Annotated in this window: 26 protein-coding genes and 1 tRNA gene; 19 read left to right on the top strand and 8 right to left on the bottom strand. The window is 48.3% G+C overall.

Translation table 11 applies throughout. From position 1 onward, the window contains the following. Positions 1–558 precede the first annotated feature (558 nt). The 8 genes from RTX30_RS08040 to RTX30_RS08005 all read left to right on the top strand — a co-directional run bounded on the left by RTX30_RS08040 (position 559) and on the right by RTX30_RS08005 (position 9,114). Entirely contained in the window at positions 559–1,143 is a 585-nt protein-coding gene (locus RTX30_RS08040) for a common pilus major fimbrillin subunit EcpA (RefSeq protein WP_312688688.1), read from the top strand. Between the two features lie 60 nt (positions 1,144–1,203). After that, complete coding sequence (locus tag RTX30_RS08035; RefSeq protein WP_312688686.1) at positions 1,204–1,872, top strand: hypothetical protein; 669 nt, start codon at positions 1,204–1,206, stop codon at positions 1,870–1,872. Positions 1,873–1,896: 24 nt separating this feature from the next. Next, positions 1,897–4,425: a CS1-pili formation C-terminal domain-containing protein gene (locus tag RTX30_RS08030; RefSeq protein WP_312688685.1), complete on the top strand. Its 2,529-nt coding sequence runs from the start codon at positions 1,897–1,899 to the stop codon at positions 4,423–4,425. Then, positions 4,415–6,046, top strand: coding sequence for a hypothetical protein (locus RTX30_RS08025; protein ID WP_312688684.1), 1,632 nt, complete (start codon positions 4,415–4,417; stop codon positions 6,044–6,046). Before RTX30_RS08030 ends, RTX30_RS08025 begins: the two co-directional genes overlap by 11 nt. Further along, the gene (locus RTX30_RS08020; RefSeq protein ID WP_312688683.1) at positions 6,036–6,713 is read left to right on the top strand and encodes a hypothetical protein; all 678 of its coding nucleotides are present in this window, start codon (positions 6,036–6,038) and stop codon (positions 6,711–6,713) included. Before RTX30_RS08025 ends, RTX30_RS08020 begins: the two co-directional genes overlap by 11 nt. Before the next feature lie 293 nt (positions 6,714–7,006). After that, the gene (locus RTX30_RS08015) at positions 7,007–7,849 is read left to right on the top strand and encodes a transcriptional regulator (protein WP_312688682.1); all 843 of its coding nucleotides are present in this window, start codon (positions 7,007–7,009) and stop codon (positions 7,847–7,849) included. After that, on the top strand, positions 7,842–8,333 hold the full coding sequence (locus RTX30_RS08010) for a hypothetical protein (RefSeq protein ID WP_312688681.1): 492 nt from the start codon (positions 7,842–7,844) through the stop codon (positions 8,331–8,333). Before RTX30_RS08015 ends, RTX30_RS08010 begins: the two co-directional genes overlap by 8 nt. 550 nt (positions 8,334–8,883) lie before the next feature. Next, complete coding sequence (locus RTX30_RS08005) at positions 8,884–9,114, top strand: hypothetical protein (RefSeq protein WP_312688679.1); 231 nt, start codon at positions 8,884–8,886, stop codon at positions 9,112–9,114. A 372-nt stretch (positions 9,115–9,486) separates the two neighbouring features. Here RTX30_RS08005 and RTX30_RS08000 read toward each other — a convergent pair. Further along, positions 9,487–9,574: transfer RNA gene (locus tag RTX30_RS08000), tRNA-Ser, on the bottom strand. A 143-nt stretch (positions 9,575–9,717) separates the two neighbouring features. Continuing rightward, positions 9,718–11,346, bottom strand: coding sequence for an ABC transporter substrate-binding protein (locus tag RTX30_RS07995; RefSeq protein ID WP_312688677.1), 1,629 nt, complete (start codon positions 11,344–11,346; stop codon positions 9,718–9,720). 271 nt (positions 11,347–11,617) lie between these two features. Between RTX30_RS07995 and yccA the strand changes: the two genes are divergently transcribed. Together yccA and tusE are read left to right on the top strand one after the other, a co-directional pair. Next, positions 11,618–12,277: an FtsH protease modulator YccA gene (gene yccA, locus RTX30_RS07990; RefSeq protein WP_312688676.1), complete on the top strand. Its 660-nt coding sequence runs from the start codon at positions 11,618–11,620 to the stop codon at positions 12,275–12,277. An 88-nt stretch (positions 12,278–12,365) separates the two neighbouring features. After that, positions 12,366–12,695, top strand: a complete 330-nt coding sequence (gene tusE / locus RTX30_RS07985) for a sulfurtransferase TusE (protein ID WP_312688675.1) — start codon at positions 12,366–12,368, stop codon at positions 12,693–12,695. Here tusE and yccX read toward each other — a convergent pair. Then, positions 12,692–12,973, bottom strand: a complete 282-nt coding sequence (gene yccX, locus RTX30_RS07980; protein ID WP_312688758.1) for an acylphosphatase — start codon at positions 12,971–12,973, stop codon at positions 12,692–12,694. The genes tusE and yccX overlap by 4 nt on opposite strands. Before the next feature lie 92 nt (positions 12,974–13,065). Between yccX and rlmI the strand changes: the two genes are divergently transcribed. Then, positions 13,066–14,256, top strand: a complete 1,191-nt coding sequence (gene rlmI / locus RTX30_RS07975; RefSeq protein WP_312688674.1) for a 23S rRNA (cytosine(1962)-C(5))-methyltransferase RlmI — start codon at positions 13,066–13,068, stop codon at positions 14,254–14,256. Between the two features lie 60 nt (positions 14,257–14,316). Continuing rightward, a complete protein-coding gene (gene hspQ / locus RTX30_RS07970; protein WP_312688673.1) occupies positions 14,317–14,634 on the top strand; it encodes a heat shock protein HspQ in 318 nt (105 codons plus the stop codon). Positions 14,635–14,659: 25 nt separating this feature from the next. Here hspQ and RTX30_RS07965 read toward each other — a convergent pair whose 3' ends face one another. Further along, positions 14,660–15,073: a CoA-binding protein gene (locus tag RTX30_RS07965; protein WP_312688672.1), complete on the bottom strand. Its 414-nt coding sequence runs from the start codon at positions 15,071–15,073 to the stop codon at positions 14,660–14,662. Positions 15,074–15,207: 134 nt separating this feature from the next. Between RTX30_RS07965 and mgsA the strand changes: the two genes are divergently transcribed. Continuing rightward, positions 15,208–15,666: a methylglyoxal synthase gene (mgsA, locus tag RTX30_RS07960; protein WP_312688671.1), complete on the top strand. Its 459-nt coding sequence runs from the start codon at positions 15,208–15,210 to the stop codon at positions 15,664–15,666. A 26-nt stretch (positions 15,667–15,692) separates the two neighbouring features. Here mgsA and helD read toward each other — a convergent pair whose 3' ends face one another. Then, positions 15,693–17,747, bottom strand: a complete 2,055-nt coding sequence (gene helD, locus RTX30_RS07955) for a DNA helicase IV (RefSeq protein ID WP_312688669.1) — start codon at positions 17,745–17,747, stop codon at positions 15,693–15,695. Between the two features lie 122 nt (positions 17,748–17,869). Between helD and RTX30_RS07950 the strand changes: the two genes are divergently transcribed. Both RTX30_RS07950 and yccS read left to right on the top strand, forming a co-directional pair. Continuing rightward, positions 17,870–18,316: a YccF domain-containing protein gene (locus tag RTX30_RS07950; protein ID WP_312688667.1), complete on the top strand. Its 447-nt coding sequence runs from the start codon at positions 17,870–17,872 to the stop codon at positions 18,314–18,316. A 17-nt stretch (positions 18,317–18,333) separates the two neighbouring features. After that, positions 18,334–20,463 carry a YccS family putative transporter gene (yccS, locus tag RTX30_RS07945; RefSeq protein WP_312688666.1) on the top strand — a complete coding sequence of 710 codons (2,130 nt, stop codon included), beginning with the start codon at positions 18,334–18,336 and terminating at the stop codon, positions 20,461–20,463. On the opposite strand, the gene RTX30_RS07940 is transcribed toward yccS, so the two are convergent. Beyond that, entirely contained in the window at positions 20,457–21,077 is a 621-nt protein-coding gene (locus RTX30_RS07940) for a TfoX/Sxy family DNA transformation protein (protein ID WP_312688664.1), read from the bottom strand. The genes yccS and RTX30_RS07940 overlap by 7 nt on opposite strands. A 217-nt stretch (positions 21,078–21,294) precedes the next feature. On the opposite strand from RTX30_RS07940, the gene sulA reads away from it, so the two are divergent. Both sulA and ompA read left to right on the top strand, forming a co-directional pair. After that, positions 21,295–21,804 carry an SOS-induced cell division inhibitor SulA gene (gene sulA / locus RTX30_RS07935; RefSeq protein WP_312688662.1) on the top strand — a complete coding sequence of 170 codons (510 nt, stop codon included), beginning with the start codon at positions 21,295–21,297 and terminating at the stop codon, positions 21,802–21,804. 367 nt (positions 21,805–22,171) lie between these two features. Continuing rightward, positions 22,172–23,224, top strand: coding sequence for a porin OmpA (ompA, locus tag RTX30_RS07930; protein WP_312688661.1), 1,053 nt, complete (start codon positions 22,172–22,174; stop codon positions 23,222–23,224). Between the two features lie 73 nt (positions 23,225–23,297). On the opposite strand, the gene matP is transcribed toward ompA, so the two are convergent. Further along, the gene (gene matP, locus RTX30_RS07925) at positions 23,298–23,750 is read right to left on the bottom strand and encodes a macrodomain Ter protein MatP (protein WP_312688659.1); all 453 of its coding nucleotides are present in this window, start codon (positions 23,748–23,750) and stop codon (positions 23,298–23,300) included. Positions 23,751–23,921: 171 nt separating this feature from the next. Between matP and RTX30_RS07920 the strand changes: the two genes are divergently transcribed. Beyond that, positions 23,922–25,682, top strand: a complete 1,761-nt coding sequence (locus tag RTX30_RS07920) for a Lon protease family protein (RefSeq protein WP_312688657.1) — start codon at positions 23,922–23,924, stop codon at positions 25,680–25,682. Positions 25,683–25,751: 69 nt separating this feature from the next. Further along, positions 25,752–26,270 carry a bifunctional 3-hydroxydecanoyl-ACP dehydratase/trans-2-decenoyl-ACP isomerase gene (fabA, locus tag RTX30_RS07915; protein ID WP_312688655.1) on the top strand — a complete coding sequence of 173 codons (519 nt, stop codon included), beginning with the start codon at positions 25,752–25,754 and terminating at the stop codon, positions 26,268–26,270. 69 nt (positions 26,271–26,339) lie between these two features. On the opposite strand, the gene rmf is transcribed toward fabA, so the two are convergent. Beyond that, positions 26,340–26,507: a ribosome modulation factor gene (gene rmf / locus RTX30_RS07910; RefSeq protein WP_071889965.1), complete on the bottom strand. Its 168-nt coding sequence runs from the start codon at positions 26,505–26,507 to the stop codon at positions 26,340–26,342. Positions 26,508–26,560 lie beyond the last annotated feature (53 nt).

Genomic DNA, 26,560 nt, shown 5'->3' with positions numbered 1-26,560 from the left:
AACATTAACTTCCTAATAGCAAGCCGAATCAAAACGCTTATACAAGACTTGATATTTTATGCAAGTTATATCTTAAATCATCACATTAATGCTCCCTAATATTTTATCGACTGACTTAAATACCCCAAACAACCCCGTAAAGCGTTAAGCCAAAATGTTAAAGAAACGCTAAAATTGCACAGCAGCACATTGAAAAATAAGATTATTTTATGATAAAAACTTTTAACACTACTAATATCATTTTTCGAACAGCTTTTTTTACTAACTGGCGACTTTTCGTGATGTTATTCTCTCTAACTCAAATTTCCATGATTTTATAAAGCTCAAAAAAGAGAATTATTATCATCGAGCAGTCATGTGAGGACCTTTATATTGATAAGCCTCACCATAATCGATAAGCGTATGATTAAGAATATGTGCAAAACAAATGCCGGCTCATTAAATAAATAAGGAGCAATGTTAACTATTCAACTAAACGTGTAGCGCTCGCATAGTTTACTCAAAAGAGAAGCAGTCGTTTTACTGCAGACATATTTAACTCACTGAGGGTAATTGACAATGAAACATAATGTAACGGCACTCATCCTTTTTTCTGCATTGGGTATTCAGGCTGCACAGGCAGCTGATATAACCGCTCAGGCAGTTGCAAGCTGGCAGGCTACGGCCAAAAAAGACACGTCAGGCAAATTGGCCGTCACGCCTCTGGGAAGTTTATCTTTCCAATATGCGGCAGGGCTAAACGCATTTAACTCGCAAAAAGGACTGTTTGATGTCTCTATTGACGGGGACACCACGGCAACGGCATTCAAACTGACTTCACGCCTGGTCGCCAACACCTTAACCCAGCTTGATGGCTCCGGATCGACGTTAGATGTCGGTGTCAATTATCAGGGAACCCCCTTAGCAAAAGGCACTGATACGACATTAATTGACACGGCAGGCGGGATCATGGGTGGAAATCTTAGCGCGTTGTCAAATGGCTACAAAACCAGTGGCAAATCTTCTGCTCAGGAGAACTTCACCTTCTCCATCATAAGTGGCACGACCAATGGAACGGCGCCCATGTCAGACTTCAGCCAGCTTCCGGAAGGAGTCTGGAGCGGTGATGTTAGTGTTCAGTTCGATGCAACCTGGACCAGTTGAACATAGTGGCGACGAAACAGGAGCATGTCATTGCTCCTGTTTAACCATACGGGTATCTCTATGAAAAAATTCATTACTGCGATGAGCCTGCTGGTAAGTTTTAATTTCCCCACGTGGGCGCTGGATGTTGGAGATATATCTTCATTCATCTACAGCGATAGCGTCATGTTAAGTAAAGAAATCAAAAATACGACGTCATCCGGTCGCCTTATCAATATTGACATAGAAAGAATCACGTCCCCCCTTGCTGAGGGGAAGATCATTCCTATGGAAAATAAAGATGAAATTCTCTACACACCAGGCAGTACTCTTTTGCCCGCACATAGTTCTGAAACAATCCGCTTTTATTATAAAGGACCTGAAGACAATCAAGAGCGATACTATCGCATTATCTGGACAGACCAGGCTCTCAGTATGGAACAACAGAATAAGAGTGTGCGTAGCGCTATGGCAACGGCTTCAGCGAGGATCAGCACGATCCTGGTCGTCACTCCGCGCAAGGCCCACTATAACTACCACTATACCAACGGCAGCGTTTCAAATACCGGCAATGCAACTCTTCGCATAATTGCTTACGGTTCCTGTCAGGAAATTGGGAAGGGTGATCAATGCCATGAAAACTATTTTTTACTTCCAGGGCGCACGCGTAAATTTACCAAAGTAAACATACTGGATCCTGAAAGTCGCATTGCGGCATGGCAAGCTGAACAATTCTTACCAATTAAATAGATAAGTTGTCATGGAGTGACGCTAATGTTCATTATGGATAGAAAAGCCATTTGTTTTTTAATAGCATTCACCACGATGACATTCAATGCAATCAATAATGCCTGTGCCAACAACCAGAATATTATAAATTTTGGCGGCGTGATAATACCCGAGACTTTTAATAAAGCTCTGCATGACGGCATGAATATACCTTTATTTATACATCTAAATAATGCGCATGATAACAAAGATGATCAGCGTATAGGTCGCGCTTTGATATTGATGGATGATAACACGTTAAAGATACGTCGAATTGAACTCGAACGCCATGACGAGAATGCTCATTTGAATGATGAAACAAGCGACAAATTAATCGACCTTACTGACGTCGCTTTTGATCAACACATGGAAATTACACTTAACAATAATGCTTTTCTGCATCTTAATTTTCAGCAACTTACGTTACAACTGGTGATAAAACCTGAGGCGTTAGCAACACTGTTGCAAAAGCATACAGCGCATATGGGCGCATCAAGCGGAAAAAAACTCAGCAGTGCGCTTAACTATGTTCTGGGCATATATAGCAACCAGACGCCAGACGGAGATAATAATACCTCAAGTTACTTATCTCTTAACGAAGCGTTGGCGATGCGTGAACATCATATCTTTGTCGATGGCACGCTTTATGGTATGGGAACTGCGCACCAACAAACTGCCATGTATAAGGCGATGTATGAACGCGATTTTGCGGGTTACCGCTTCGCGGCGGGCATGCTTGATACATGGAATTTGCAATCTCTTGGCCCGATTACCGCTATTTCCTCCGGTAAGGCTTATGGTTTCTCCTGGGGGAATAATGCAAATTCGACTGTATTTGATTCTTCTCATTCCGTTACGCCGATCATTGCCTTTTTCCCCTCTGCCGGGGAAGCTCTCCTGTATCGCGATAATAAGTTACTGAGCATTCAGAATTTTAATATGGGTAGTCATGAAATTGACACCCGTGGGTTACCGCACGGCATTTATGACATCACTGTTGAAGTGGTAGTTAACGGTAAAACGATCAATAAAAGTATCCAGCGCGTAAATAAAATCTTCTCGCAGAATACCGGGGCTGGCATTGCTACTGGCTGGCAGATATGGGGTGGCCGGATACATATGAATGACTGGTACCCGGAAGAGGGCAATGAAAAAAAAGCACGTGACACTACCATTATTGGCGTCTCTTCCTCAGGCATGTTGAGTAATTCTCGTTGGATGGCGACAGGGTATAACTACAATTCGCTAAGCATCGTCGAAACGAATCTGTCATTGCCAGTCGACGATTTTTTAAACATAAATCTGCAGAATATGGCCTCTTCAGACCGTTCATGGAGCCTAATCAGTAATATGAGCATGGCACTGCCCGGCGGCTTCAGTTCAATATGGGTTAGCCAGGAAAAGACGAACATTGGTAATGCGTTACGTCGCAATAGGGCTAATAACCGCGCGGTTGGTCTTTCGCTAAACGGCAATATGCTGTGGTCAAGGCTCGGTTCGCTAAGTGCCAGCTATAATGAAGATCGTTATCATAAGAGTCACTACTACCTGGTTGATTACGCGCAGCCACTGTATAACGGCGTTTTCGGCTCGTTGGGCTTACGCCTCGGCGTACAACGGTATGAAACGGGACTCTACAGCAACAGTTCAAGTATTCAAAAATACGTGGCGCTAGATTTTTCTCTGCCATTGGGAAACTGGCTTCGTACTGGAATGACGCACCAGGACGGTTACACAGCGGCGAATATTGCAGTACAGAAAACGTATGACGAAGGCATTATTCGTAATGTCGGTGCTGATATTTCTCATGTGGTTTCAGGCTCGGCTCAGGGTCATCGTGCGTTCAGTGGTGGGGCTGGCGTAAGATACGAATCGAGATTGTCCTCTGGTACGGTCAATGTAAATAGTGGTGCTGACGGTTATATCAATGCTAATTTAACCTCCAGCGGTAGTATTGGCTGGCAGGGAAAAGAAATAGTGGCCAGTGGTAGTAATGAAGGCAATGCTGGCATTATTATCCGGACGGATATCGAAGACGAAGGCCAACTTTCAGCAAGGGTTAACGGACGAGCTGTACAATTAACCGGCTCACGTAATTATATCCCCTTGCAATCTTACAATACGTATGAAATTGAAATTCAAAACAGCAAAAACTCGCTGGATAGTTATGATATTTCCAGCGGCAGAAAGAGTTCGCTTACGCTTTACCCAGGCAATGTTGTCATTATTGAGCCGACAATAAAACAGATCGTCACTGTATTCGGTCGCATACACGCAGAAGATGGGACATCACTTGCCAATGCCCCAATCAACAACCATGTCGGCCGGGCACAGACCGACAATAATGGTGAGTTTGTGATGGATGTTGATAAGAAATACCCTGTCATAGACTTTTACTATGGCAATAATAAACGCTGTGAAACGGAGCTGGATATTAGCGACGCACGGGGGGCTATTTGGGTAGGTGATGTTATTTGCCGGGGTTTAAAATCATATGCCAGTACAACGCCAACGGAGTTTAACCATGCGGGTTAAAAGATATCCTACACATCTCTTTCTTATTTTAATTGCTGTTACTTATCCCGCGTTTTCTGCCGTGACAAAAACAGTATTCAGTGATGCACCAACCCGCGAATATGTCTTTGTTGAAAATGACACCGATGATAGTTTTTTTGTGACCCCTGCAGGCGCACTGGATCCGAGAATGACCGGTTCCAATCGCTGGACCACGCTTAAAGGTTCACTTTATCAACAGAGCCTGGGTTATATCGATAATGGCTATAACACTCTCTTAAACAGCAACTGGAGATTTGACATGTGGCTCGAAAACTCCCCTGTTGCCCACCCGCTCTCGGGTTTACGCTGTATTAGCCATTACTCCGGCTGTGATGCAAATACCAGTTTGATCGAACCAGAAATGACCGATAACCAGGGGTTCTATGGCGTTGTTGTGCCTCCCGGTGGGGCGAAATGGATGCATGGGATGATGTCCGACCAATTTTACCAACAACTTAATAGCATCCCGGTTGGCAGTAACTTTTCAATGACGATTAATGGTTGTCAAACTCGCGAGAGTTACAACGCCAGTCAAGGCGAACGTTGCCAGAATATGGCGACAGGCCTCTGGTATACCCGCAAAGTCTCTTTCACGAAAGGTGCACAATTAAAACTTTATAACACATCAGCTCTGTCTGAAATCTTCATTAACAGTGATGGCAAACCAACATTAGGCGCCGATAGCTCCGGCTGCTTTCTTCAGGTAATAGGCAGAAATAGCGGTGTTGCATGCCGTATGATGAGTTATGTTTTGAATCAAAATGGCCTCAGTAATACTTCCATTCAGATTTTCCCATCCATTAAAAATGCCGCGCTTGAAGCAGCAATATCGTCCGGTGACATGCAGTTCAGCCTTGATGGCCAGTCATGGAAAACCGTTAATGGCATGATAAATTATTATACCTTCAATGATATGAAAGGCTGGTATTCGGTCTTTGTATTTTTATCTTCAAACTTTTTGAAAAAAATGGTCGATCTGGGCATCAGTGATGTGAACTCAAGAGACATCTTCAATTTCCGCCTGCGTAATATTACTGCACCTGAATCAGGCTGGTATGAATTTTCAACATCGAGTCAGCTTATCATTAAACCACGTGATTTTAGCATAAGCATCATTTCCAGCGATGCGGTTGCTAATCCAACCCGACAAGGCAATGTCGGTAACGGAAATCCTTCTCTGGATTTTGATTATACCGTTACCACGAATGGCAAAACCGCTGCAGATGAAGTCATGATTAACGTTTCAGGCCCCACCCAGTCATTACAGGGCCGTTCCTGGTGTATTTTTAGCTCCCCGGACGGCCTGACCCAAGTGCCCTTTCCGGCTTACCTCAGTTTCGCCACCCGTACCGGCGACATGAGAACCTATGATGTTGGCTGTGATGGTCAGTGGCGGGATATGACGGATGCATTCTGGGTGGAGTCTCCCTGGATCGACAGTAATGGCAACAACGGGCTCATGAACAAATCAACAGTGAGGTTTTCTGTGGCAATGGATTCCCCACAGTCCCTTTATTCATTAACGGGGGATCAATGGTACGGAGACGTAAGCGCAGCCGGGGAGATCAGAGTAAAGGCGACGTGGCGAAATGTTCCATAACTCTTTTAAAAATATATTCTTATTGATGATACTCATTCTGCCCAAGCCATCTCAGGCTATTTATGCAGGAAATCTAACTTTTTCGATGGCGCCCGAAAAGTCGGTTGTCAGTAAATATATCGTCAATAATAACGTGTCGGCTCGCCTTTACAGGGTCACTGTGTTTGGCATTGACAAACCTGGCGCAAATGAGATTCGCACGCCAGTATTTCCTGGCGAACTGCTTTACACACCAAAGCAATTGGTACTGCAACCCAGCGAGGGAGATTTTTTTAAATTTCAATACAATGGTCCTCATGACGACAAAGAACGTTACTATCGCGCTATTTTTTATGAAATTTCGCCTGAGAATCGCAATATCGCCCGCACTGCAACCAGCTCCGTAGGTATGATGCCAGTGGTTGTGTTAGATACAGTGCTTGTTGTAAGGCCGCGTAAAATAAATTTTAAGTGGGCGTATAATCGTACTAACGGGACCTTTAAAAATACCGGCAATACCTGGTTCAAACTGCTGATAAAGCCGTTTTGCACCTCAACTGAAGAAGAGGGTGAATCCTGGTATCTGCGTCCGGGTGATATTCTTCGCCTCCCGGCGTTAAAACATGCTTCGAGTACAATCATTATCTACGATGAAAGATTCATCAAGACCAATAATTTATGCGAATGACTAACTGCATGCCCTCTTACAAAAATTTTAGACGTTCACGTAGTTTAATTTAAAGCAATAAGTGGCTTGAACTTTTTTCAATAATTACATAGAGGTATGTATTTCTATTTATTGTAAATTAAATACAGAATAGATAGCATACCTTTAGATATTAACGTTAAGACACACATTTTCTTGTAAAAAGAATGGTAATTAACACAACGGTATGTTGAAATAAATATCTGGGAAGCTATTAATCAATGAAGATTTTATTCTAAAAGGGACAGCGCCTCCGGCCTCGTCATAATCAATATATGCACTGGATTATCAACGATAACATTGAATTCAGACCGGGATCCAAAAAGCTAATTTCTGCAAATAATCCTGAGGTCAGTGTCACATTAACATCTCCGGCAAGCCGGTGTCTTCTGCTATTGCTGGAAGCCTCACCCAACGTTGTACTTCAACAAGATTTCTTTAAAAAAGTCTGGGAAGAAGAAGGAATGTTGGTGCCCGCCAATACCCTTTATCAAAACATTTCTATCGTGCGGCGTGGCTTACGCGCCGTTGGAGAAACAGACAGAAGACTCATTGCGACGATCCCTAGAAAAGGCTTTCAGATTGATGCCAGTGTGAAGGTTTACAGGCAAGCGGAAGTTATGTCTGAGTTTGTTCCAGACACTGCCAATACAACGAACAACGAGATCCCCACTAACGAAACATTACCTCATAGTACTCCATTGCTTTTGGCTGGAGTGCCGTCAATCAACATTAAAAAGCCTTCTCCGAAACGTCTGCACTGGAAAGCATTCGCTATCGTCATGCTTATTTCTTTCATTATGGGAATGCTGACCACACTACTCTTTCAACATATCAGTGGAGCCCCCGTTTTATTTCAGTCGTATCGTTGGATTGAAAAAGAAAAGGGCTGTAATTTTTATGCAAACAATGATGCCTATGATGGCGATAATAATGACGGACACATTAGCAACATAATAAAAAGTACCGGTCTGGATTGCCGCACGCATCCCTGGATTTACGCTTATTTATCCAGAACGTCTCCCACCCTGACGGCATTTTTATGCAAAAATGAACTTTCACCTTCCACTTCGCCCGAATGCACCTCGCTATTTTTTCGGGGGGTGAACGATGACTAAGGGGAAAACGCTCTGCTTCTTAATATTATTTTTCATCACTGGTGCTTGCCTACCTTATTTTTATGACAGGATGAAATTACAGCTTCTCCATTCAGATGCATGCTCAGCGACTATCGTCGTTTTTCACGGTGATGCTCGTGCAGATTTAACGCTGGATTTCATGTACACACCACATGAAAAGAAAGGTGTTGTTTCGGTAAGTGGCACCTATGCACAAGGTGTTCATCAGCAAGGAAATATTCGACGAGATATTTCTTATAGCTGGACTGACAATAAAGACATCTACCATCTCAAATCCAGTGTCATTCACAAATTTGCTAATGTTGAATCATTACCCGATGAGATTATCGCTCAAATGTTACCGGACTTTTATGTTTATCCGCAAAAACAAATAACTTACTCCATTCACAACCTGGGTAATGATGGTTTTGTATTCTCTATCGGTAAGCGGCCTATTTTTTATTGCACCCGTTCACTGCGCTAAATTGCACAGCTGACACCCATTTTCACCCGTACCAGATCGAGTAAGCATTTAGCGGCTTGATCGGTATGCTTCTCTCCCCTGGAAGGTAAGTGAAAAATGGTTCGCGCTGACCGAAGGCGAGAAAATAAAAGGGTTTACTTTCGGTAGCCCTTTTTAATCAGGGATGCCCCCGGAGATTGGTACTCTGAAAGCTTTTGTGCCTTGTGGCAGTATGCAGCCATAACGGCAGACGGTGGCGTCCTTACCTGCACCGCGAACGTCTATGCGAAAACCAGGACACGGATCATCACGGGCATCCATCCCCCCAAAAAAGATCGCCTGATACGGCATGGGCGTTAATTTTCGAACCGGGGTTTTAGTAGCAGAATGGCGTTACCGCACCTATAACCGGCTTCGATATGTCTTTCGATGGGTCCGGCCCGCTTTGGTCACGGCTTTCTCTGGTGTTATTTGTCTAACTGAACGATAGTAAATATTCATATCGCACAGGTACTCGAGACGGACATTTTTTGTCTGTGGGTGATTGTCATACTGTTCTTAAGGAGAGGTTATGAAGCCAGTAGAAGAAGTGATTAATGATCTTCAGTGTCGTGCTTTAGCATATGAAATAATTTTTCAGTCCATTTGCTCAGAACTGCCTAGAGTGTTTGTAGAAAAAGCAGTGGAGAACATTGAACTTAACTTCAAAGCATTCGAATCTGGCACACATTCCGAAGCGGGGAAAGCAAAACTTGAAGCCGCAAAAGCTGTCGCATCCAGAATTTTAGGCGCGAAGATTTAACCTTCCTGACATGCTCCTGAGGTGGAGGAAAATCAATGATATTTCTCCTCCGCTTCGTTCCCCTGCCAGCAATACTTTTATGATATGACCTGCCATCTGGCTGGTTTGCGTTTTCGAAACGCTAATCCCGCTCTTATCCCACGTGCATTGATAGTAACTGTGTAGCGCAGGGCTCGTTGTGTCGCTGCACGTGTTCTGCAACAAAGCCTATTGGTTCAAAAAAGAGGGCGAGTACAGGTTCGTGAGCGAAAAATGAAGTTGATAGCCATGCTACGACCTGCGGCGAAACAGTCAGAATTTGGAAAGCTTCGATGAATGGACTATAAACCAAAAAAACAAAGGGGTTACCTTTTGGTAACCCCTTGTTTAATCTGGCGGAAGCGCAGAGATTCGAACTCTGGAACCCTTTCGGGTCGCCGGTTTTCAAGACCGGTGCCTTCAACCGCTCGGCCACACTTCCGGAATGAGGCGCACTATAAACATCCCAGTGTCGTCTGTAAAGACCAAGAATGTTTATTTGCCTGAAAAATCATCAAAAGTGTGTTATTCGCCTGAAATATCAGCATTATGATGATTTATTCAACGCAATCGCTGTAAAAACACTCAGTGCTTTTTAATATAAATATCTTTCGTCAGGAAGAAACCAAGAGTGTCGGGGTCAAAGCCACCTACCCATGGTTTGACCAAATGGGTACGCACATAGTGATACACCGGTATGGCCGGGACATCCTGGCCCAGTAGATCTTCCGCCTGCTGGTAATATTTGCCTCGTTCCGCAATATCTTTCGCTTTTGCGGCATTATGCAAGGCTTCGTCATAAGCTGGGTTAGTGTACTGACTGGTATTTTCACTCTCCCCGGTGCAGAAATTATTCAAAAACGTCGCCGCATCATCATAATCGGCAATCCAGGCATAACGTACAACATCGAAAGTACCGTTATGCATGGTATCCAGCATCGTTTTCCACTCCTGGTTCTGCAGTTTGGCTTCAACACCCAGATTTTTCTTCCACATAGAGCTCGCGGCAATGGCAATGCGCTGGTGCGTTTCCATGGTGTTGTAAAGCAGATTAAAACTCAGCGGATGCTGCTCATTAAAGCCCGCTTCATTCAGCAGTTTCTTTGCTTCCGCCAGCCTTTTTTCACGTGGCCACGATGCGTACTCTGGCGGGACGATTTTTACACCACCAATTTCAGGCTGACTGATAACCCATGCAGGACGTTGACCTTGCGCCATCACTTTATCGGCGATGATATCTTTATCCAGCGCCATATTGAGCGCCCGGCGTACGCGCGGATCGTTAAAGGGTGGCTTGGTGGTATTGAACTCGTAATAGTAGGTCGCTAACTGCGGCACTACACTAACCTGATCGCCAAGCGTTTTTTTCAGTTGGGCAAACTGGTTCACCGGGATGGTATTCGTAATGTCAATTTCACCCGCTTTGAAACGATTTACATCTGCGGTTTCCGAATTGATTGGTAGGTAAGTCACTTTATTGATGACCGTCGCTTTGTCATTCCAATAGCGCGGATTGCGCACGGCAACGATACGTTCATTCACGACCCACTCTGTCGCTTTGTAAGCGCCGCTGGTCACAATATGTTCTGGCTTCGTCCACTTGTCGCCGTAACGGCCAATCAGTACCGGGTCCAGCGTTACCAGTGAAGGATGCCCTAACATCGGCAAGAAATACGCCGTCGGTTGCGACAGTGTTACTTCAAGTGTCATGTCATCCAGTGCTTTTACACCCAGCGTATCAGGTGATTTTTTGCCCTGTGCAATATCAACCGCATTCACAATATGCATATTGCCGGGGTAACTGGCGTAAGGGGAAGCCGTTTTCGGATCCACCAACCGCTGCCAACTCCAGACCACGTCTTTCGCCGTAATCGCGGTACCATCAGACCAGGTAATCCCAGGTCGCAGATGAAAAATCCAGACCGTGTTGTCCTTATTTTCCCATTTTTCTGCCAGACCCGGTTCAATAGAGCCATCTTTTCTGACCGACACCAGTCCGTCGAACATGTCTCTGACAATATTGAACTCAACATCGCTTTCAACTTTATGCGGATCAAGCGATGCAGGTTCACTGCCATTGTTACGTACCAGTTCCTGTTTCTCCGCCAGCGTCGTTCCGGCTGGCACTGTCGCCGCATAAGAGGCAGCAGAGGCGCCCAACATGCTGACAGTCAAAAAAGAGAGTGCGATATGTTTTTGTGTTTGTTTTTTCATGTCCCTTCGCCTTGATAGTTAACATAATGACGATGCCATAACACTCTTAGCGCTCAAATGGTTAGAGGGCAATGGATTTCAGTGACATATAAGACACCAGTATGGATTTGCCTCACATTTATCGCTTGTGGCATCGTCTGCCCGTTTTTACGCAAAAGTCACCGTGCAAACAGACTTGCTTTATGAGTAAAGATGGGTAAAACAACTTTGTCAGGGAACCAGTCTTTTTTAGACTCCACAATTAATTACATCTGTCATAAGAGAGTGACTCATGGATCGTATTATTTCTTCATCGCGTGATCGCACTTCCCTGCTAAGCACGCACAAGGTTTTACGCAATACCTATTTCTTACTGAGCCTGACACTGGCCTTTTCCGCCATTACCGCGACAGCCAGTACCGTGTTGATGCTGCCGTCGCCGGGCTTAATCCTGACATTAGTCGGGATGTATGGTCTGATGTTCCTGACCTATAAGCTCGCCAACAAGCCGACCGGTATCCTGGCTGCATTCGCCTTTACTGGCTTCCTCGGTTATATCCTGGGGCCAATGCTGAATGCGTACCTTTCTGCCGGTATGGGCGATGTGATCGGCCTGGCGCTCGGCGGCACCGCGTTGGTGTTTTTCTGCTGCTCGGCCTATGTACTGACAACTCGCAAAGATATGTCTTTCCTCGGTGGTATGCTGATGGCTGGCGTTGTCGTTGTGCTGATTGGTATGGTGGCGAATATCTTCCTGCAGTTGCCAGCGTTGCATCTGGCTATTAGCGCGGTATTTATTCTGATTTCCAGCGGCGCTATCCTGTTTGAAACCAGCAACATCATTCATGGCGGTGAAACCAACTACATTCGCGCCACGGTGAGCCTGTACGTATCGCTGTATAACATCTTCGTGAGCCTGTTGAGCATCCTCGGTTTTGCCAGCAGAGACTAAGCCGCAAAGAACTGCCTTCAGCCCCGCTTATGCGGGGCTTTATTTTTTGCTACACTCCCGCCGTTGTTGGCTGAGGTAGTGAAAAACAATGTTGATCTTTGAAGGCAAAGAAATCGAAACCGATAGCGAAGGCTATCTGAAAGAGAGTGCACTCTGGAGCGAGCCGCTGGCACAGGCTATCGCAGACAAAGAGGGAATTGCTCTCTCCCCCGAGCACTGGGAAGTGGTGCGTTTTGTGCGTGAGTTTTATCTGGAGTTCAATACCTCGCCAGCCATTCGCATGTTGGTAAAAGCCATGGCGAACAAGTACGGCGAAGAAAAAGGCAACAGCCGCTATCTCTACCGCCTTTTCCCAAAAGGGCCTGCGAAGCAGGCAACGAAAATAGCGGGCCTGCCTAAACCGGTGAAGTGTATTTAATAGCGAATACTGAAATCGTCCCATTCCCGGTCTGGTTGACAGGGTTCCGTAAGAACTCTGTCAACACGTGCGCTGCGTGGTCCTCCGGCTTTAAGCCATTCGATCAAACGGTTAACACTTTCGGCCTCACCACACGCGAGAACTTCGACGCTTCCATCATCCAGATTACGGGCGTAACCCGTCAGGCCCTGGCGTTTGGCTTCATGCTGTGTGCTATAGCGAAACCCCACCCCCTGTACCCTTCCATGTACCCAGGCTTTTGTGCAGACATGTGCCATCTTCATTCCCCTTTCCGTACTGGCGCGTTGCATTTACCGGGCGAACCCGTGACAATAGCGCCCATTTTCTTCAGTTTATAGAATAGCCAAATATGAGTGTACGTTTAGTGTTAGCCAAAGGGCGTGAGAAATCTTTATTACGCCGTCATCCCTGGGTTTTCTCCGGCGCGGTTGCCCGTATGGAAGGGAAAGCCAGCCTCGGAGAAACCGTGGATATTGTCGATCACCAGGGCAAATGGCTGGCGCGCGGTGCCTTATCGCCGGCGTCACAAATTCGTGCGCGTGTCTGGACATTCGATAAAGATGAAAGTATCGACATCGCGTTCTTCACTCGTCGCCTCCAGCAGGCACAACAGTGGCGCGACTGGCTGGCGCAGCGCGACGGACTGGATAGCTATCGTCTCATCGCCGGGGAATCCGACGGGTTACCCGGCGTCACCATTGACCGCTTTGGTAATTTTCTTGTCCTACAGTTATTAAGCGCAGGCGCAGAATATCAGCGCCCGGCTCTGCTCTCGGCACTGCAAACGCTGTACCCGCATTGCGCAATTTACGATCGTAGCGATGTTGCCGTACGTAAGAAAGAGGGTCTGGAACTGACGCAAGGCCCGGTACTGGGAGAACTGCCGCCAGCCCTGCTGCCGATTGAAGAAAACGGCATGAAATTGTTTGTCGACATTCAGGGCGGGCATAAAACGGGTTACTACCTCGATCAGCGTGACAGCCGTCTGGCAACACGCCGCTATGTGGCGGACAAGCGTGTTCTGAACTGTTTTTCTTATACTGGCGGTTTTGCGGTTTCTGCCCTGATGGGCGGTTGTCGTCAGGTTGTGAGTGTAGACACGTCGCAAGAAGCGCTTGATGTAGCAAAGCAAAACGTCACTCTGAATAAACTGGATTTGAGCAAGGCGGAGTTTGTTCGCGATGACGTTTTCAAACTGCTGCGCAAATATCGCGATCAGGGAGAAACGTTTGATGTCATCGTCATGGATCCGCCAAAGTTCGTCGAGAACAAAAGCCAGTTGATGGGCGCCTGCCGCGGCTACAAAGATATCAATATGCTGGCGATCCAGCTGCTCAACCCGGGCGGTGTATTGCTCACTTTCTCCTGCTCAGGTCTGATGACCACAGATTTATTTCAGAAAATCATTGCAGATGCCGCAATAGATGCTGGTCGTGATATACAATTTATAGAGCAGTTCCGTCAGGCCGCCGATCACCCTGTGATCGCTACCTACCCGGAAGGGCTGTATCTGAAAGGGTTTGCCTGTCGCGTCATGTAACTTGAATTTTGGAGCTTTGCCTACATATCTCGTGTTATGCAAGGCTCCCGGGAGGTGACAATGATTGCCAGCAAATTCGGTATCGGCCAGCAGGTTCGCCACTCACTGCTGGGTTATCTTGGCGTAGTGGTCGATATCGACCCCGAATATTCTCTTGACGAACCCTCCGCCGATGAACTGGCGGTGAATGACGAGTTGCGCGCACTGCCCTGGTATCACGTGGTGATGGAAGATGATGATGGGCAACCCGTCCATACCTATCTTGCAGAAGCGCAACTGACCAGCGAAGTGACGGATGAACATCCGGAACAACCCTCGATGGACGAACTGGCGCGCACCATTCGTAAACAACTTCAGGCACCGCGCCTGCGTAATTGATCTCACCCCGCCTGTGCGGGGTGTTTTATTTCGCCAGCCCGAGACGCGGGATTTCAATAGCCGGGCAACGATCCATTACCACGTTCAACCCCGCTTCACGCGCCAGCACGGCGGCCTGCTCATTAATAACACCAAGCTGCAGCCACAAGGTTTTTGCACCTACCGCAATGGCATCCTGCGCGACAGTCCACGCGGCTTCGGCGTTACGGAAGACATCAACCATATCAATTTTTTCTGGCACGTCGGCCAGTGTCGCATAACCTTGCTGCCCCAGCAGCGTCGTACCCGCGACTTTTGGCGAAACCGGGATCACATGGTAACCCTGTTCCAGAAGATACTTCATTACGCGATAACTCGGGCGATCGGGTTTATCGCTTGCCCCTACCAGCGCAATAGTCTGAGTTGATTGTAAAATACCTGCGATATCGTTTTCTTTCATGGTTTCCTCCGGGCGAATGCACAAAGTGTAAATCAAACTGTGGAACTCAACCATTTTCAGTTTTTTTGGCGACTTCTCTTGCAGCAACAAGCGCTTCCAGTAATCTGTAGAAAAAATCACTGACGGAAAAAAATATGGAATTAACGACTCGCACCCTACCCGAGCACAAACATATCGCTTTGGTCGCTCACGATCACTGCAAGCAGATGTTAATGAAGTGGGTAGAACGGCATCAATCGGTGTTAGCGCAACATCAGTTATATGCGACAGGCACGACCGGAAATTTGATCCAGCGCGCAACAGGGCTGGAAGTGAATGCCATGCTGAGCGGGCCGATGGGTGGCGATCAGCAGGTGGGCGCGTTAATTTCCGAAGGGAAAATTGATGTCTTAATTTTCTTTTGGGATCCGCTGAACGCCGTTCCACATGACCCGGATGTAAAAGCGCTTCTCCGACTGGCAACGGTCTGGAATATTCCGGTTGCGACGAACTTGTCCACTGCGGACTTTATTATCGCCTCCCCGCAGTTCAATACGCCGGTTGAAATTCTGATCCCCGATTATCAACGCTACCTTTCTGAACGACTGAAATAAGATCGGGCGGCTCGCGCCGCCTGATTTCAGGGTTTTCTTGCTACCGGGACATCCAGCGATTTAAGAATGTCGACAAAGCGCGACGGGTTCTCTTTGTCAAACAACAGCCAGACACGTTTCCGTGCGCGGGTTAACGCGACATACAGCAGACGCCGCTCTTCCGCATCAGGAAAATCCTCTGGCTGGGGCAACAGCGCTTGTTCCATTATGGATTCGCGGGCTGGCGCAGGGAAACCATCTGTCCCTTCGTTTAACCCTAACACAATCACATAATCTGCCTGCTGGCCTTTGCTGGCATGGATTGTCATAAAATCGAGCTGTAATTTAGGCCAGCGCGTTGTAGCTTTTTCCAGGCTGGTGGGTTTGCCATGATGATAGCGGGCCAGAACAAGGATACGGTCTTCTGGCGTGGCATAGCCGCTCAATTTATCCAACAGGGCATCCAGGTGATCTTGCCCCAGCAGCGTAACGGCATGCTTATCGCCTGCTGTCAGGCTGTTTAACGGTTTCGCCAGTTGCCATGGATTTTGCTGAACGAAGCGATTCGCCACTTCACCAATCCGCGTATTGAAACGATAAGTGATATCCAGCGCACAGAGATCGCCCTCGCCAAAATAATCATGGAACGCCGTAGTCAGGGAGAGTTGCGCGCCACTGAACCGATAAATCGCCTGCCAGTCGTCCCCCACCGCAAATAGCGTAGTCTGTGAGTTTTGTTTACGCAGCGCCGCCAACAGCAGTGCCCGCTGCGGCGAAATATCCTGAAATTCATCCACCAGGATATGTTTCCACGGGCTGATAAAACGCCCCTTCTCCAGTACATTCACCGCCTGATGAATCAAGCCAGAAAAGTCGACGGCATTTTCCGCTTTTAAGGCCGTTTTCCAGGCTTTCAGCAAAGGCGCCATTAACTTAATACGCTTACTAAACAGATCACGTATCTCTTCAGGCGCACTGGCAATCATTTCTGCCTGCGCGCCACCGTGCATACGCATCAGGCCAATCCAACGATCCAGCCGCGGAGCAAGACGCCGTTGTAATTTTTCGTTTTCCCAGAAGTTGCCTTCCGGAACACTCCACGCGAGCTCCTCTTCCAGCCATTGCCGCCAACCTTTAGCCTGCGCTTTCTTTTCACTGCATTGCTGGCACCAGCTTTCGGTTAACAGCGCCAGACGAGCTGATGTATCGCCCTCCAGTTCGCTGATCTGCGGCACTTTTTTACTGCCCTGCTGAATGATATGTAGCGCCAGAGCATGAAAAGTACGAGCGGAGATTTCGTCTGTATGCAGCCGTGCGCGAATACGTTCATCCATTTCCCGTGCCGCCTTGCGACCAAAGGCTAATAGCAGGATCTGATCGGCCGCCGCTTCTCCTCTCGTCAATAACCATCCTGCTCTCGCCACCAGAACAGAGGTTTTACCGCTACCGGCACCAGCGAGCACCAGTAATGCTTGTTCACCATTGACGACCGCGCGCGCTTGCGCAGGATTTAAAGGTGAGGTTTCGATCTGATCAAAAAACGCCGAATACTCCGTCAGCATGGCATCGGTATAAGTCTGGTTATGCTGTGCCCTTCGGCCTTCAAGATCGTTAAGCCATTCCTGACACTGACGCCACAGTTCGCGGCAATTATCGAACTCATTCAGGCGGCTGGTCGGTATAGGTAGCGCCGTGAATGCTTGCTGTAATTGCTGCTGAAGACCACTGACCTGTTTGCGCGTTAACCACTTTTTTTGTTCAACGCGACCGGCAATCACATCCAGTTGTCTGGATAAAACGCCTGCCGCAACTTCACTCATTTCCACGCTCCAGTTATTCCAGCGCTCGTAGAGATGGTGATAAAAACGTTGGGTTTCGCTCCATTCCGTACCATGGAGACGAACAACTTTTTTATCCGTAAGCAGGAACTCCATTTCACCCCAGACCAACCCGCGTTTGCACTCTATTGCCAGTAGCTGGTTGAAAGGAATAAGGTATTCATGTCGGTCTCCCGCCACTTTTATGCCTGCATTGAGGATCGTCGCGCGATCGTAAGGATGCTGCGCCAGCCGTTTTCCCAATGACGTCGCTTTCAATTCCATGACTTATCGTTCTCAGCTTGTGACAATGTTTGTCAGTTTACCTGCCAGAGAATTGGTGCTCCAGCCAAAAAAATCGTTACAATTGCGGGGATATTTCGCTTACTGCATTGCACTGAGGTTTTATGCGTACCATTCTGAATATTCTCAACTTTGTTCTTGGCGGTTTTGCCACCACCCTGGGCTGGTTAGTGGCAACGCTGGTGAGCATTCTGTTAATTGTTACCCTGCCGTTGACGCGCTCTTGCTGGGAAATCACTAAACTCTCGCTAATCCCTTGGGGTAATGAAGCGATTCATGTCGACGAACTAACGCCTCAGGGTAAAAACGGGCTGCTGAACGTTGGCGGTACCGTGCTGAATATTCTTTGGTTTGTTCTTTTCGGCTGGTGGCTCTGCATCATGCATATCGTTGCGGGGATCGCCCAGTGCATGACCATTATTGGTATTCCCGTCGGCGTGGCGAATTTCAAGATTGCCGCTATTGCATTATGGCCGGTTGGCCGCCGGGTCGTCTCGGTCGAAACAGCCCGCGCCGCGCGCGAAGCTAACGCGCGTCGCCGTTTTCAGTAAACGGATCGTCATTCATTATGCTGAGTCCTCTTATTCGCCGTTACACATGGAACAGTGCCTGGCTCTATAATGTCAGGATTTTTATCGCGCTCTGCGGAACTGCAGTACTGCCCTGGATGCTGCAAGAGGTCAAGCTGACTATCCCGCTTACTCTGGGTGTGGTCGCAGCCGCACTGGCGGATCTGGACGACCGCCTTACCGGGCGGCTACGCAATCTTCTTATTACGCTGCTCTGCTTCTTTATTGCTTCAGCCTCTGTCGAACTTTTATACCCCTGGCCGTGGTTATTCGCCATTGGCCTGGTCAGTTCAACGATTGGTTTTATCCTGCTGGGAGGACTGGGCCAACGTTACGCCACGATTGCTTTTGGCGCGCTGCTAATCGCGATTTATACCATGCTGGGGATATCGCTTTTTGAGCAGTGGTATCAACAGCCCCTGTTACTGCTCGCTGGCGCTATATGGTTTAACGTTTTAACGTTAGTTGGGCACCTGGTCTTTCCTGTTCGTGCCCTCCAGGATAACCTGTCGCGCTGCTACGAAGGGCTGGCGCACTATCTGGAGCTCAAAGCGCGTCTCTTTGATCCGGATATTGAAGATGAGAGCCAGGCTCCCTTTTACGATCTCGCCCTCGCCAATGGTCAACTGGTCACGACGCTCAACCAGACTAAAGCCACGCTGCTTACCCGTTTGCGCGGCGATCGCGGGCAACGTAGCACTCGTCAAACGCTGCATTATTATTTTGTCGCGCAGGATATTCATGAACGCGCCAGCTCTTCACATATTCAATACCAGACCCTGCGCGAGCACTTCCGCTATAGCGATGTTATGTTCCGTTTTCAGCGGCTACTGTCAATGCAATCTCTGGCCTGCGCCCAGTTCGCCCGCGCCATTTTGCTGCGTACGCCCTATCAGCATGACGCGCGCTTCGAAAGAGCATTTGTTCACCTTGATGCTGCGCTGGACCGCATTCGGGCGAATGGCACGACATCATCGGAACATTTGAAAGCGCTGGGTTTTCTGCTCGACAACTTACGCGCCATTGATGCTCAGCTCGCGACCATAGAGTCCGGGCAACCGCAGTTGCAACAGCCCAGCGACACAGAAGAGCAGCTTGCTGATGATCGGCTGAGTGGCTTCAGCGATATCTGGCTACGGCTTCGCAACAACCTGACACCTGAATCCGCCCTGTTCCGCCACGCTATTCGCATGTCCGTCGTGCTGTGCGTCGGTTACGCTTTTATCCAGGTGACAGGTTTACAGCATGGTTACTGGATCCTGCTTACCAGTTTGTTTGTTTGCCAGCCAAACTATAATGCGACCCGCCATCGTTTAACCCTGCGAGTGATCGGCACGCTGATTGGTGTGGCTATTGGCTTACCTGTTCTCTATTTTGTCCCCTCACATGAAGGACAACTGGTACTCATCGTGATCACCGGGGTGCTTTTTTTCGCTTTTCGCACCATACAGTATGCCCATGCAACCATGTTTATTACGTTACTTGTTCTACTCTGCTTTAACCTGCTGGGCGAAGGGTATGAAGTGGCGGTTCCCCGCATTATTGATACGCTTATCGGCTGTGCTATTGCCTGGGCTGCGGTGAGTTTTATCTGGCCGGACTGGCGTTTTCGCCACCTTTCCAGAATAACAGAGCAGGCTTTCAACGCGAATTGCCGTTACCTCGATGCCATCCTGGAACAATATCACCAGGGGCGGGATAACCGGCTGGCCTACCGGATTGCACGGCGTAATGCTTATAACCGAGATGCGGAACTGGCCTCTGTCGTATCGAATATGTCTTCAGAACCGGGCGCCACGCCAGAACTTCGCGATGCAGCGTTCCGGCTCTTATGCCTGAACCATACCTTTACCAGTTACATTTCAGCATTGGGAGCACATCGCGAGCAGCTTACGCAACCGGAGATCCTTCGACTGCTTGATGACGCCGTCTGCTATGTAGATGATGCACTGCATCATTTACCGGGCAGTGAAGGGCGAGTGCAGGCCGCACTCGCCGAATTATCACAGCGTATCAAACATCTCGAACCACGACCGGACAGCAAAGCCCCTCTGGTGCTTCAGCAAATTGGGCTGTTAATTGCTTTATTGCCCGAAGTGTACCGACTGAAACGGCAAATCCTTCAGTAAGCTTTTGCTCCCTTAACCTGCAATTCATTAAGCCACTCAATTAACTCCCGGCGTTTTTGCACCGGGAGTGCTGCTTCATGTAAACCGTTGATTGCCCCTTCCAGCGCAAAAAGAACATTTACGCTAAGATGTCGGTTCACTCTTTTTAGTTTCAGCCAACAGGCCTTCGCCCCAAGCATGCGCAGCGTCTGCACATCGGTTATCCCCACTCCACATAATGAGGTTTCAAGCTGGCATGTCACGTTCGGCAAGTCCCTTAATCGCTTCTGCACAGATCGTTGTAGCGTATCGCGTCGTGCAGCGTTGAGCGACAATTCCCCCAACTGCAATAAGAGCGTCCGATCGCTCCATAAGCCCTCGTTGACGAAATAGTAATTTAACGAGACCTGACGTCCGCGTCTGTTGATGCTCAGCAGAGGTGCGGTACGGGTGATGGCATAGTGTGTACTTTCTTCACAAGCGCGGAGATAAAGTTCGCCTACAGACACCAGAGCGAAGATGGTATTGTCCACCGCCAGGCTATAGCCACCAAAATGTGCGCGATGGCGAATTTCCCCGAGCGAGGACAGGTATTTACACGATTGATGAATCCGTTGGTGTGACAGCTCTTCCATGATTATTCCTTTAAAATCACGTAGTAACGACATTAAGATAGGTAACGGATCCGTTAATCAGGAAAATAGGCAACTGTGGGCAGGACGGCAAGCAAATTTTACTTTGTGAAGCTGCGACAAAACAAAATTGCGAGTTTGTTTCAGAAAATGAGGTTGATCTTTGAACGTCCAAAGGTTACTGTATGTTTATACAGTAACTCAAAGGGCTGGATTGATTATGTACACTTCTGGTTATGCTAATCGTTCAACAACATTCGCTTCCGCACTCAGCACCGTTAAGCGTGTTGAACCCACCAGCGTCACGACAGGGTTGATTAGCGAAGTGGTCTATCGCGAAGACCAGCCCATGATGACGCAACTTCTTTTGCTTCCTTTACTGCAGCAGTTGGGCCAACAATCACGCTGGCAATTGTGGTTAACGCCCCAACAAAAGTTAAGCCGTGATTGGGTACAAGCCGCAGGTCTTCCCCTGACCAAGGTTATGCAACTTAATCAGCTATCGCCTGACGTTACTCTGGAATCGATGATTCGCGCATTACGCACCGGTAATTATAGTGTTGTAATTGGCTGGCATGCTGAAGAATTAACGGAAGAAGAACACCGGCGTCTGGCAATGGCCGCAGAAGAAGGTAACGCTATTGGTTTCGTAATGCGTCCCGTTCGTCATGATCCTTTGGCTCCGAGACAGCTATCGGGGATAAAAATTCACTCAAATTTGTATCATTGAGTAAATTTAAGATTTATCCCAGGATATTTTTTATTAATAGTTGGCTTGTACCTTTTCTCTGTCAAATACAGCGACAAAGCTCGTCCAGCCTGCTTTGCGGGTAAATCATATCGACTAAAGCTTAGTCAGAAATGTTAAATAATGTGTACACAAAGCCTTTTTTTTCATATGCCTGACGGACTTCACACTTGTAAGTTTCTAACTACGTTGTAGACTTTACATCGCCAGGGGTGCTCGGCATAAGCCAAGGATATCGGTAAAGATATCTGCTGAGTTATAAATGAGCAATGCCCCCGGTGAAGGATTTAACCGTGGCTTCTCTGAGAGATTCCCATGGCGATTTTTGGATGATAACGAGGCGCAAAAAATGAAAAAGACAGCTATCGCGATTGCAGTGGCACTGGCTGGCTTCGCTACCGTAGCGCAGGCCGCTCCGAAAGATAACACCTGGTATACAGGTGCTAAACTGGGCTGGTCTCAGTTCCACGATGTTGGTAACAACCAGATCCCTAACGATGGCCCGACTCACGAAAGCCAATTAGGTGCTGGTGCGTTCGGTGGTTATCAGGTTAACCCGTACGTTGGCTTTGAAATGGGCTACGACTGGTTAGGCCGTATGCCGTACAAAGGCGATACCGTAAACGGTGCTTTTAAAGCTCAGGGCGTTCAGCTGACCGCTAAACTGGGTTACCCGATTACTGATGACCTGGATCTGTACACCCGTCTGGGTGGTATGGTATGGCGTGCAGACGCTCAGAACAACGCAGGTTTCAAAGATCACGACACCGGTGTTTCCCCAGTATTCGCTGGTGGTGTTGAGTGGGCAGTTACCCGCGACATCGCTACCCGTCTGGAATACCAGTGGACTAACAACATCGGTGATGCAAATACCGTTGGTGGACGTCCGGATAACGGTCTGCTGAGCGTTGGTGTTTCCTACCGTTTCGGCCAGCAAGAAGATGCTGCACCGGTTGTAGCAGCTCCGGCTCCGGCTCCGGCTCCGGAAGTACAGACCAAGCACTTCACTCTGAAGTCTGACGTTCTGTTCAACTTCAACAAAGCTACCCTGAAACCGGAAGGTCAGCAGGCGCTGGATCAGCTGTACAGCCAGCTGAGCAACCTGGATCCGAAAGACGGTTCCGTAGTGGTTCTGGGCTTCACCGACCGTATCGGTTCTGACGCTTACAACCAGGGTCTGTCTGAAAAACGCGCTCAGTCCGTTGTTGATTACCTGGTATCTAAAGGTATCCCGGCGAACAAAGTTTCCGCACGTGGTATGGGCAAATCCCAGCCGGTTACTGGCAATACCTGTGACAACGTGAAACCGCGCGCTGCGCTGATCGACTGCCTGGCTCCGGATCGTCGTGTTGAGATCGAAGTTCGTGGCAGCAAAGACGTGGTAACTCAGCCTCAGGCTTAAGTTTCCGTCTAAAAAACCCCGCCTGTGAGCGGGGTTTTTTATTGCCTGCTATTTGTAAAACAAACAGCACGCGTCATTCTTTGCCTAATAATGCCTGTAGATCGTGCTTTAGCGTCGACATCTGGCTGGCATATTTCTCTTTATGCTCCGCATCTTCTATCAGCTGTACAATCGTTTCTGATAATGTTTTCCCGCGCCTCTGCGCAAGCCCGGCAAGCCGTTGCCAGACAACAAATTCCAGATCGATGGATTTCTTACGCGTGTGCTGATGTTCAGCATTAAAATGCCGCTTGCGCCTGGCCCGGATGGTTTGTTTCATCTTGTTGAGCAGCGCGGGATTCATGTGCTGCACTATCCAGCTATTAACCTGTACCGGCTCATTTTCAAGGGTCAACAATACATCGACTGCTTCTTTAGCAGCACTGGCTTCTATATAGCGCGTGATTAATTCCCCTTCACGATGCTTCTTCACCAGATACTTCCATTTCCAGCCGCTTTCGAGATTTTCCAGTTGTTGATATTTCATTGCGATCTCAACGTTACCGTGTAACTCAGTTCAGAATATCAGTTTTTTGCGGCTCTGCTGAAAAGAAATCATCCACGTTGGATCGTGACCGTGGTTGCGTCGGGTAATCCGTGTGCTGTACCGGTGTTTACGGTATAATCCCCGCTTTTACACCCAACTAAAAAAACGACTTTGACCATTACAAAACTCGAATGGAACGACGTAATTCCTGATACCGATAGCTATCAGGAAATATTTGAATCGTCTGAGCTGGCGCAAGGCACCGACTTTTCACTGGCCGATACGCAACCCCGATTACAGTACGCGCTGGAGCAGTTGCTTTATCCGCTGGCAACGTCGCGCTTTTTATTAGCCAAAGCGCCAGAAGAAGCCGAATATCTCGAGCTTATCGCTAACGCTGCCGATGAAATGAGCGCTGAAGCGCGGCCGCTAACAGGCGGTCAATATCATATCAATGGTGCAGAAATCCGCTTTGAAACTACTGAAGATCCGACGGCTAACTTCGTGGGTCATCAGCGGGTCGTCATTGCTGACTGGGTGGAAGCAGAGCAATTGTTCGGTTGCCTGCGTCAGTTTAACCATGAAATCACATTGCAACCTGGTCTGGTACATCAGGCAAATGGCGGCATCCTGGTGATTTCGTTGCGCACTCTGTTAGCCCAGCCGCTGTTGTGGATGCGTCTGAAAAGCATGATCACTCGTCGTCGTTTCGACTGGGTCTCGTTTGACGAGTCACGGCCATTGCCGGTAATCGTTCCATCGATGCCGCTGGATCTGAAGGTCATCCTTATCGGTGAACGCGATTCTCTGGCTGAATTCCAGGAGATGGAACCAGAACTCGCTTCGCAGGCCATTTACAGCGAATACGAAGAAACATTGCAGATTGCCGATGCTGAAACGATGGCAGTATGGCGCCGCTGGGTTGAGCAAACCGCGCACTGCGCACAGCTTCCCTGCCCGGCCACGGATGCATGGAAGACGCTTATCCGTGAAGCGGTTCGCTATACGGGCGATCAGGAAACACTGCCCCTGTGCCCATTGTGGCTTATGCGGCAACTGCGCGAAGTTGCCGCTATGTCAACCAGCGAGACGTTTAGTGGTGAAGAACTTCAGACCATGCTTGCACAGCGTGAATGGCGGGAAGGCTTCCTGGCCGAGCGTATGCAGGATGAGATCTTACTTGAGCAGATCCTGATCGAAACTGAAGGTGAACGTATTGGTCAGATAAATGCGCTGTCGGTCATTGAGTTTCCTGGTCATCCGCGTGCCTTCGGCGAGCCCTCGCGCATTACGTGCGTTGTCCACACGGGCGACGGCGAATTCAATGACATTGAGCGTAAAGCAGAACTCGGCGGCAATATCCACGCCAAAGGCATGATGATCATGCAGGCCTTTTTGATGGCTGAGCTGGATTTAGAACAGCAACTCCCCTTCTCCGCTTCACTCACGTTTGAACAATCTTACAGTGAAGTAGACGGTGACAGTGCCTCCATGGCTGAATTATGTGCATTGATCAGCGCGTTAGCTGAAGTGCCACTGAATCAAAACCTGGCGATTACCGGTTCCGTGGATCAATTTGGTCGTGCGCAACCTGTAGGCGGACTGAACGAGAAAATCGAAGGCTTTTTCGCCATCTGCCAGCAACGTGGGTTGACGGGTGAACAAGGTGTCATTATTCCTGCGGCGAATGTCCGTCACTTATCCCTGCCACAAAGTCTGCTGGATGCCATGGAGGCGAAGCAATTTTTCATTTGGGCGGTCGATGACGTGACGGATGCACTACCCTTATTAACTGGCCTGTCATGGGATGCTGAAGGGCAGAATAACCTTAAGCAAGCCATCCAGGAACGTATCGCCCAGGCGATGCAACAAGATGCTCGTCATCGTTTTCCGTGGCCGCTTCGCTGGTTAAATTGGTTTAGTCAAAACTGATCGGACTTGTTCAGCGTACACGTGTTAGCTATCCTGCGTCCGAAACTACAAATAAGGCTTACTGAGAACATGGTAGATAAACGCGAATCCTATACAAAAGAAGATCTTCTTGCCTCTGGTCGCGGCGAACTGTTTGGTGAAAAAGGCCCGCAACTGCCGGCCCCTAGCATGCTGATGATGGACCGTGTGGTCAAAATGTCTGAGACCGGCGGTAACTTTGATAAAGGCTATGTTGAAGCTGAACTGGATATCAACCCGGACCTGTGGTTCTTTGGCTGCCATTTCATTGGCGATCCTGTGATGCCAGGCTGTCTGGGTCTGGACGCAATGTGGCAGCTGGTTGGTTTCTATCTGGGCTGGTTGGGTGGCGAAGGTAAAGGCCGTGCGCTGGGCGTAGGTGAAGTCAAATTTACCGGTCAAATCCTGCCGACCGCGAAACTCGTTACCTACCGTATCCACTTCAAGCGCATTGTTAACCGCCGTTTGATCATGGGTCTGGCTGACGGTGAAGTGCTGGTGGATGGTCGCGTTATTTATACCGCAAATGATTTGAAAGTCGGTCTGTTCCAGGACACGTCTGCATTCTGATATTGGGTTTCACTACCCTGTACAGGCGAAACCTCCGCAATGCGGAGGTTTCTTTTTTAAAGAGACAGATCAGGCAATTACGGCCCTGTCCTCCATGGCTTGCCGCCAGCCTCCCAGCCACTCGGACCTTTGATTCAGGGTTTGGTACGGACACATTTCTTTCGGGCGTCCAGTAATACCAGCCTGATAACCACGTTGATGTGCCCGTTCCAGGCGATCTCGTTTTTGTCTCTTCATGCCTCGTTTCCCTCATTATTTGATCTGGTGGAAAAGAAAACAGTGGTCACTAA

This window comes from Kosakonia sp., from assembly GCF_032052965.1.
GTDB lineage: Bacteria > Pseudomonadota > Gammaproteobacteria > Enterobacterales > Enterobacteriaceae > Kosakonia.
Note: the sequence above shows the minus strand (reverse complement) of the source record. Positions and strands in the feature narration are given on the sequence as shown.

Bases quoted from the DNA above. Each gene is read 5' to 3' on its own strand.
- matP (WP_312688659.1), bottom strand. From the start codon at position 23,750: ATGAAATATCAACAACTGGAAAATCTCGAAAGCGGCTGGAAATGGAAG.
- sulA (WP_312688662.1), top strand. From the start codon at position 21,295: ATGTACACTTCTGGTTATGCTAATCGTTCAACAACATTCGCTTCCGCA.
- hspQ (WP_312688673.1), top strand. From the start codon at position 14,317: ATGATTGCCAGCAAATTCGGTATCGGCCAGCAGGTTCGCCACTCACTG.
- RTX30_RS07940 (WP_312688664.1), bottom strand. From the start codon at position 21,077: ATGGAAGAGCTGTCACACCAACGGATTCATCAATCGTGTAAATACCTG.
- yccA (WP_312688676.1), top strand. From the start codon at position 11,618: ATGGATCGTATTATTTCTTCATCGCGTGATCGCACTTCCCTGCTAAGC.
- RTX30_RS07950 (WP_312688667.1), top strand. From the start codon at position 17,870: ATGCGTACCATTCTGAATATTCTCAACTTTGTTCTTGGCGGTTTTGCC.
- yccX (WP_312688758.1), bottom strand. From the start codon at position 12,973: ATGGCACATGTCTGCACAAAAGCCTGGGTACATGGAAGGGTACAGGGG.
- RTX30_RS08030 (WP_312688685.1), top strand. From the start codon at position 1,897: ATGTTCATTATGGATAGAAAAGCCATTTGTTTTTTAATAGCATTCACC.
- RTX30_RS07965 (WP_312688672.1), bottom strand. From the start codon at position 15,073: ATGAAAGAAAACGATATCGCAGGTATTTTACAATCAACTCAGACTATT.
- ompA (WP_312688661.1), top strand. From the start codon at position 22,172: ATGAAAAAGACAGCTATCGCGATTGCAGTGGCACTGGCTGGCTTCGCT.
- RTX30_RS08040 (WP_312688688.1), top strand. From the start codon at position 559: ATGAAACATAATGTAACGGCACTCATCCTTTTTTCTGCATTGGGTATT.
- RTX30_RS07995 (WP_312688677.1), bottom strand. From the start codon at position 11,346: ATGAAAAAACAAACACAAAAACATATCGCACTCTCTTTTTTGACTGTC.
- rlmI (WP_312688674.1), top strand. From the start codon at position 13,066: ATGAGTGTACGTTTAGTGTTAGCCAAAGGGCGTGAGAAATCTTTATTA.
- RTX30_RS08015 (WP_312688682.1), top strand. From the start codon at position 7,007: ATGCACTGGATTATCAACGATAACATTGAATTCAGACCGGGATCCAAA.
- RTX30_RS08005 (WP_312688679.1), top strand. From the start codon at position 8,884: ATGAAGCCAGTAGAAGAAGTGATTAATGATCTTCAGTGTCGTGCTTTA.
- helD (WP_312688669.1), bottom strand. From the start codon at position 17,747: ATGGAATTGAAAGCGACGTCATTGGGAAAACGGCTGGCGCAGCATCCT.
- tusE (WP_312688675.1), top strand. From the start codon at position 12,366: ATGTTGATCTTTGAAGGCAAAGAAATCGAAACCGATAGCGAAGGCTAT.
- RTX30_RS08025 (WP_312688684.1), top strand. From the start codon at position 4,415: ATGCGGGTTAAAAGATATCCTACACATCTCTTTCTTATTTTAATTGCT.
- rmf (WP_071889965.1), bottom strand. From the start codon at position 26,507: ATGAAGAGACAAAAACGAGATCGCCTGGAACGGGCACATCAACGTGGT.
- RTX30_RS08020 (WP_312688683.1), top strand. From the start codon at position 6,036: ATGTTCCATAACTCTTTTAAAAATATATTCTTATTGATGATACTCATT.
- RTX30_RS08010 (WP_312688681.1), top strand. From the start codon at position 7,842: ATGACTAAGGGGAAAACGCTCTGCTTCTTAATATTATTTTTCATCACT.
- mgsA (WP_312688671.1), top strand. From the start codon at position 15,208: ATGGAATTAACGACTCGCACCCTACCCGAGCACAAACATATCGCTTTG.
- yccS (WP_312688666.1), top strand. From the start codon at position 18,334: ATGCTGAGTCCTCTTATTCGCCGTTACACATGGAACAGTGCCTGGCTC.
- RTX30_RS08035 (WP_312688686.1), top strand. From the start codon at position 1,204: ATGAAAAAATTCATTACTGCGATGAGCCTGCTGGTAAGTTTTAATTTC.
- fabA (WP_312688655.1), top strand. From the start codon at position 25,752: ATGGTAGATAAACGCGAATCCTATACAAAAGAAGATCTTCTTGCCTCT.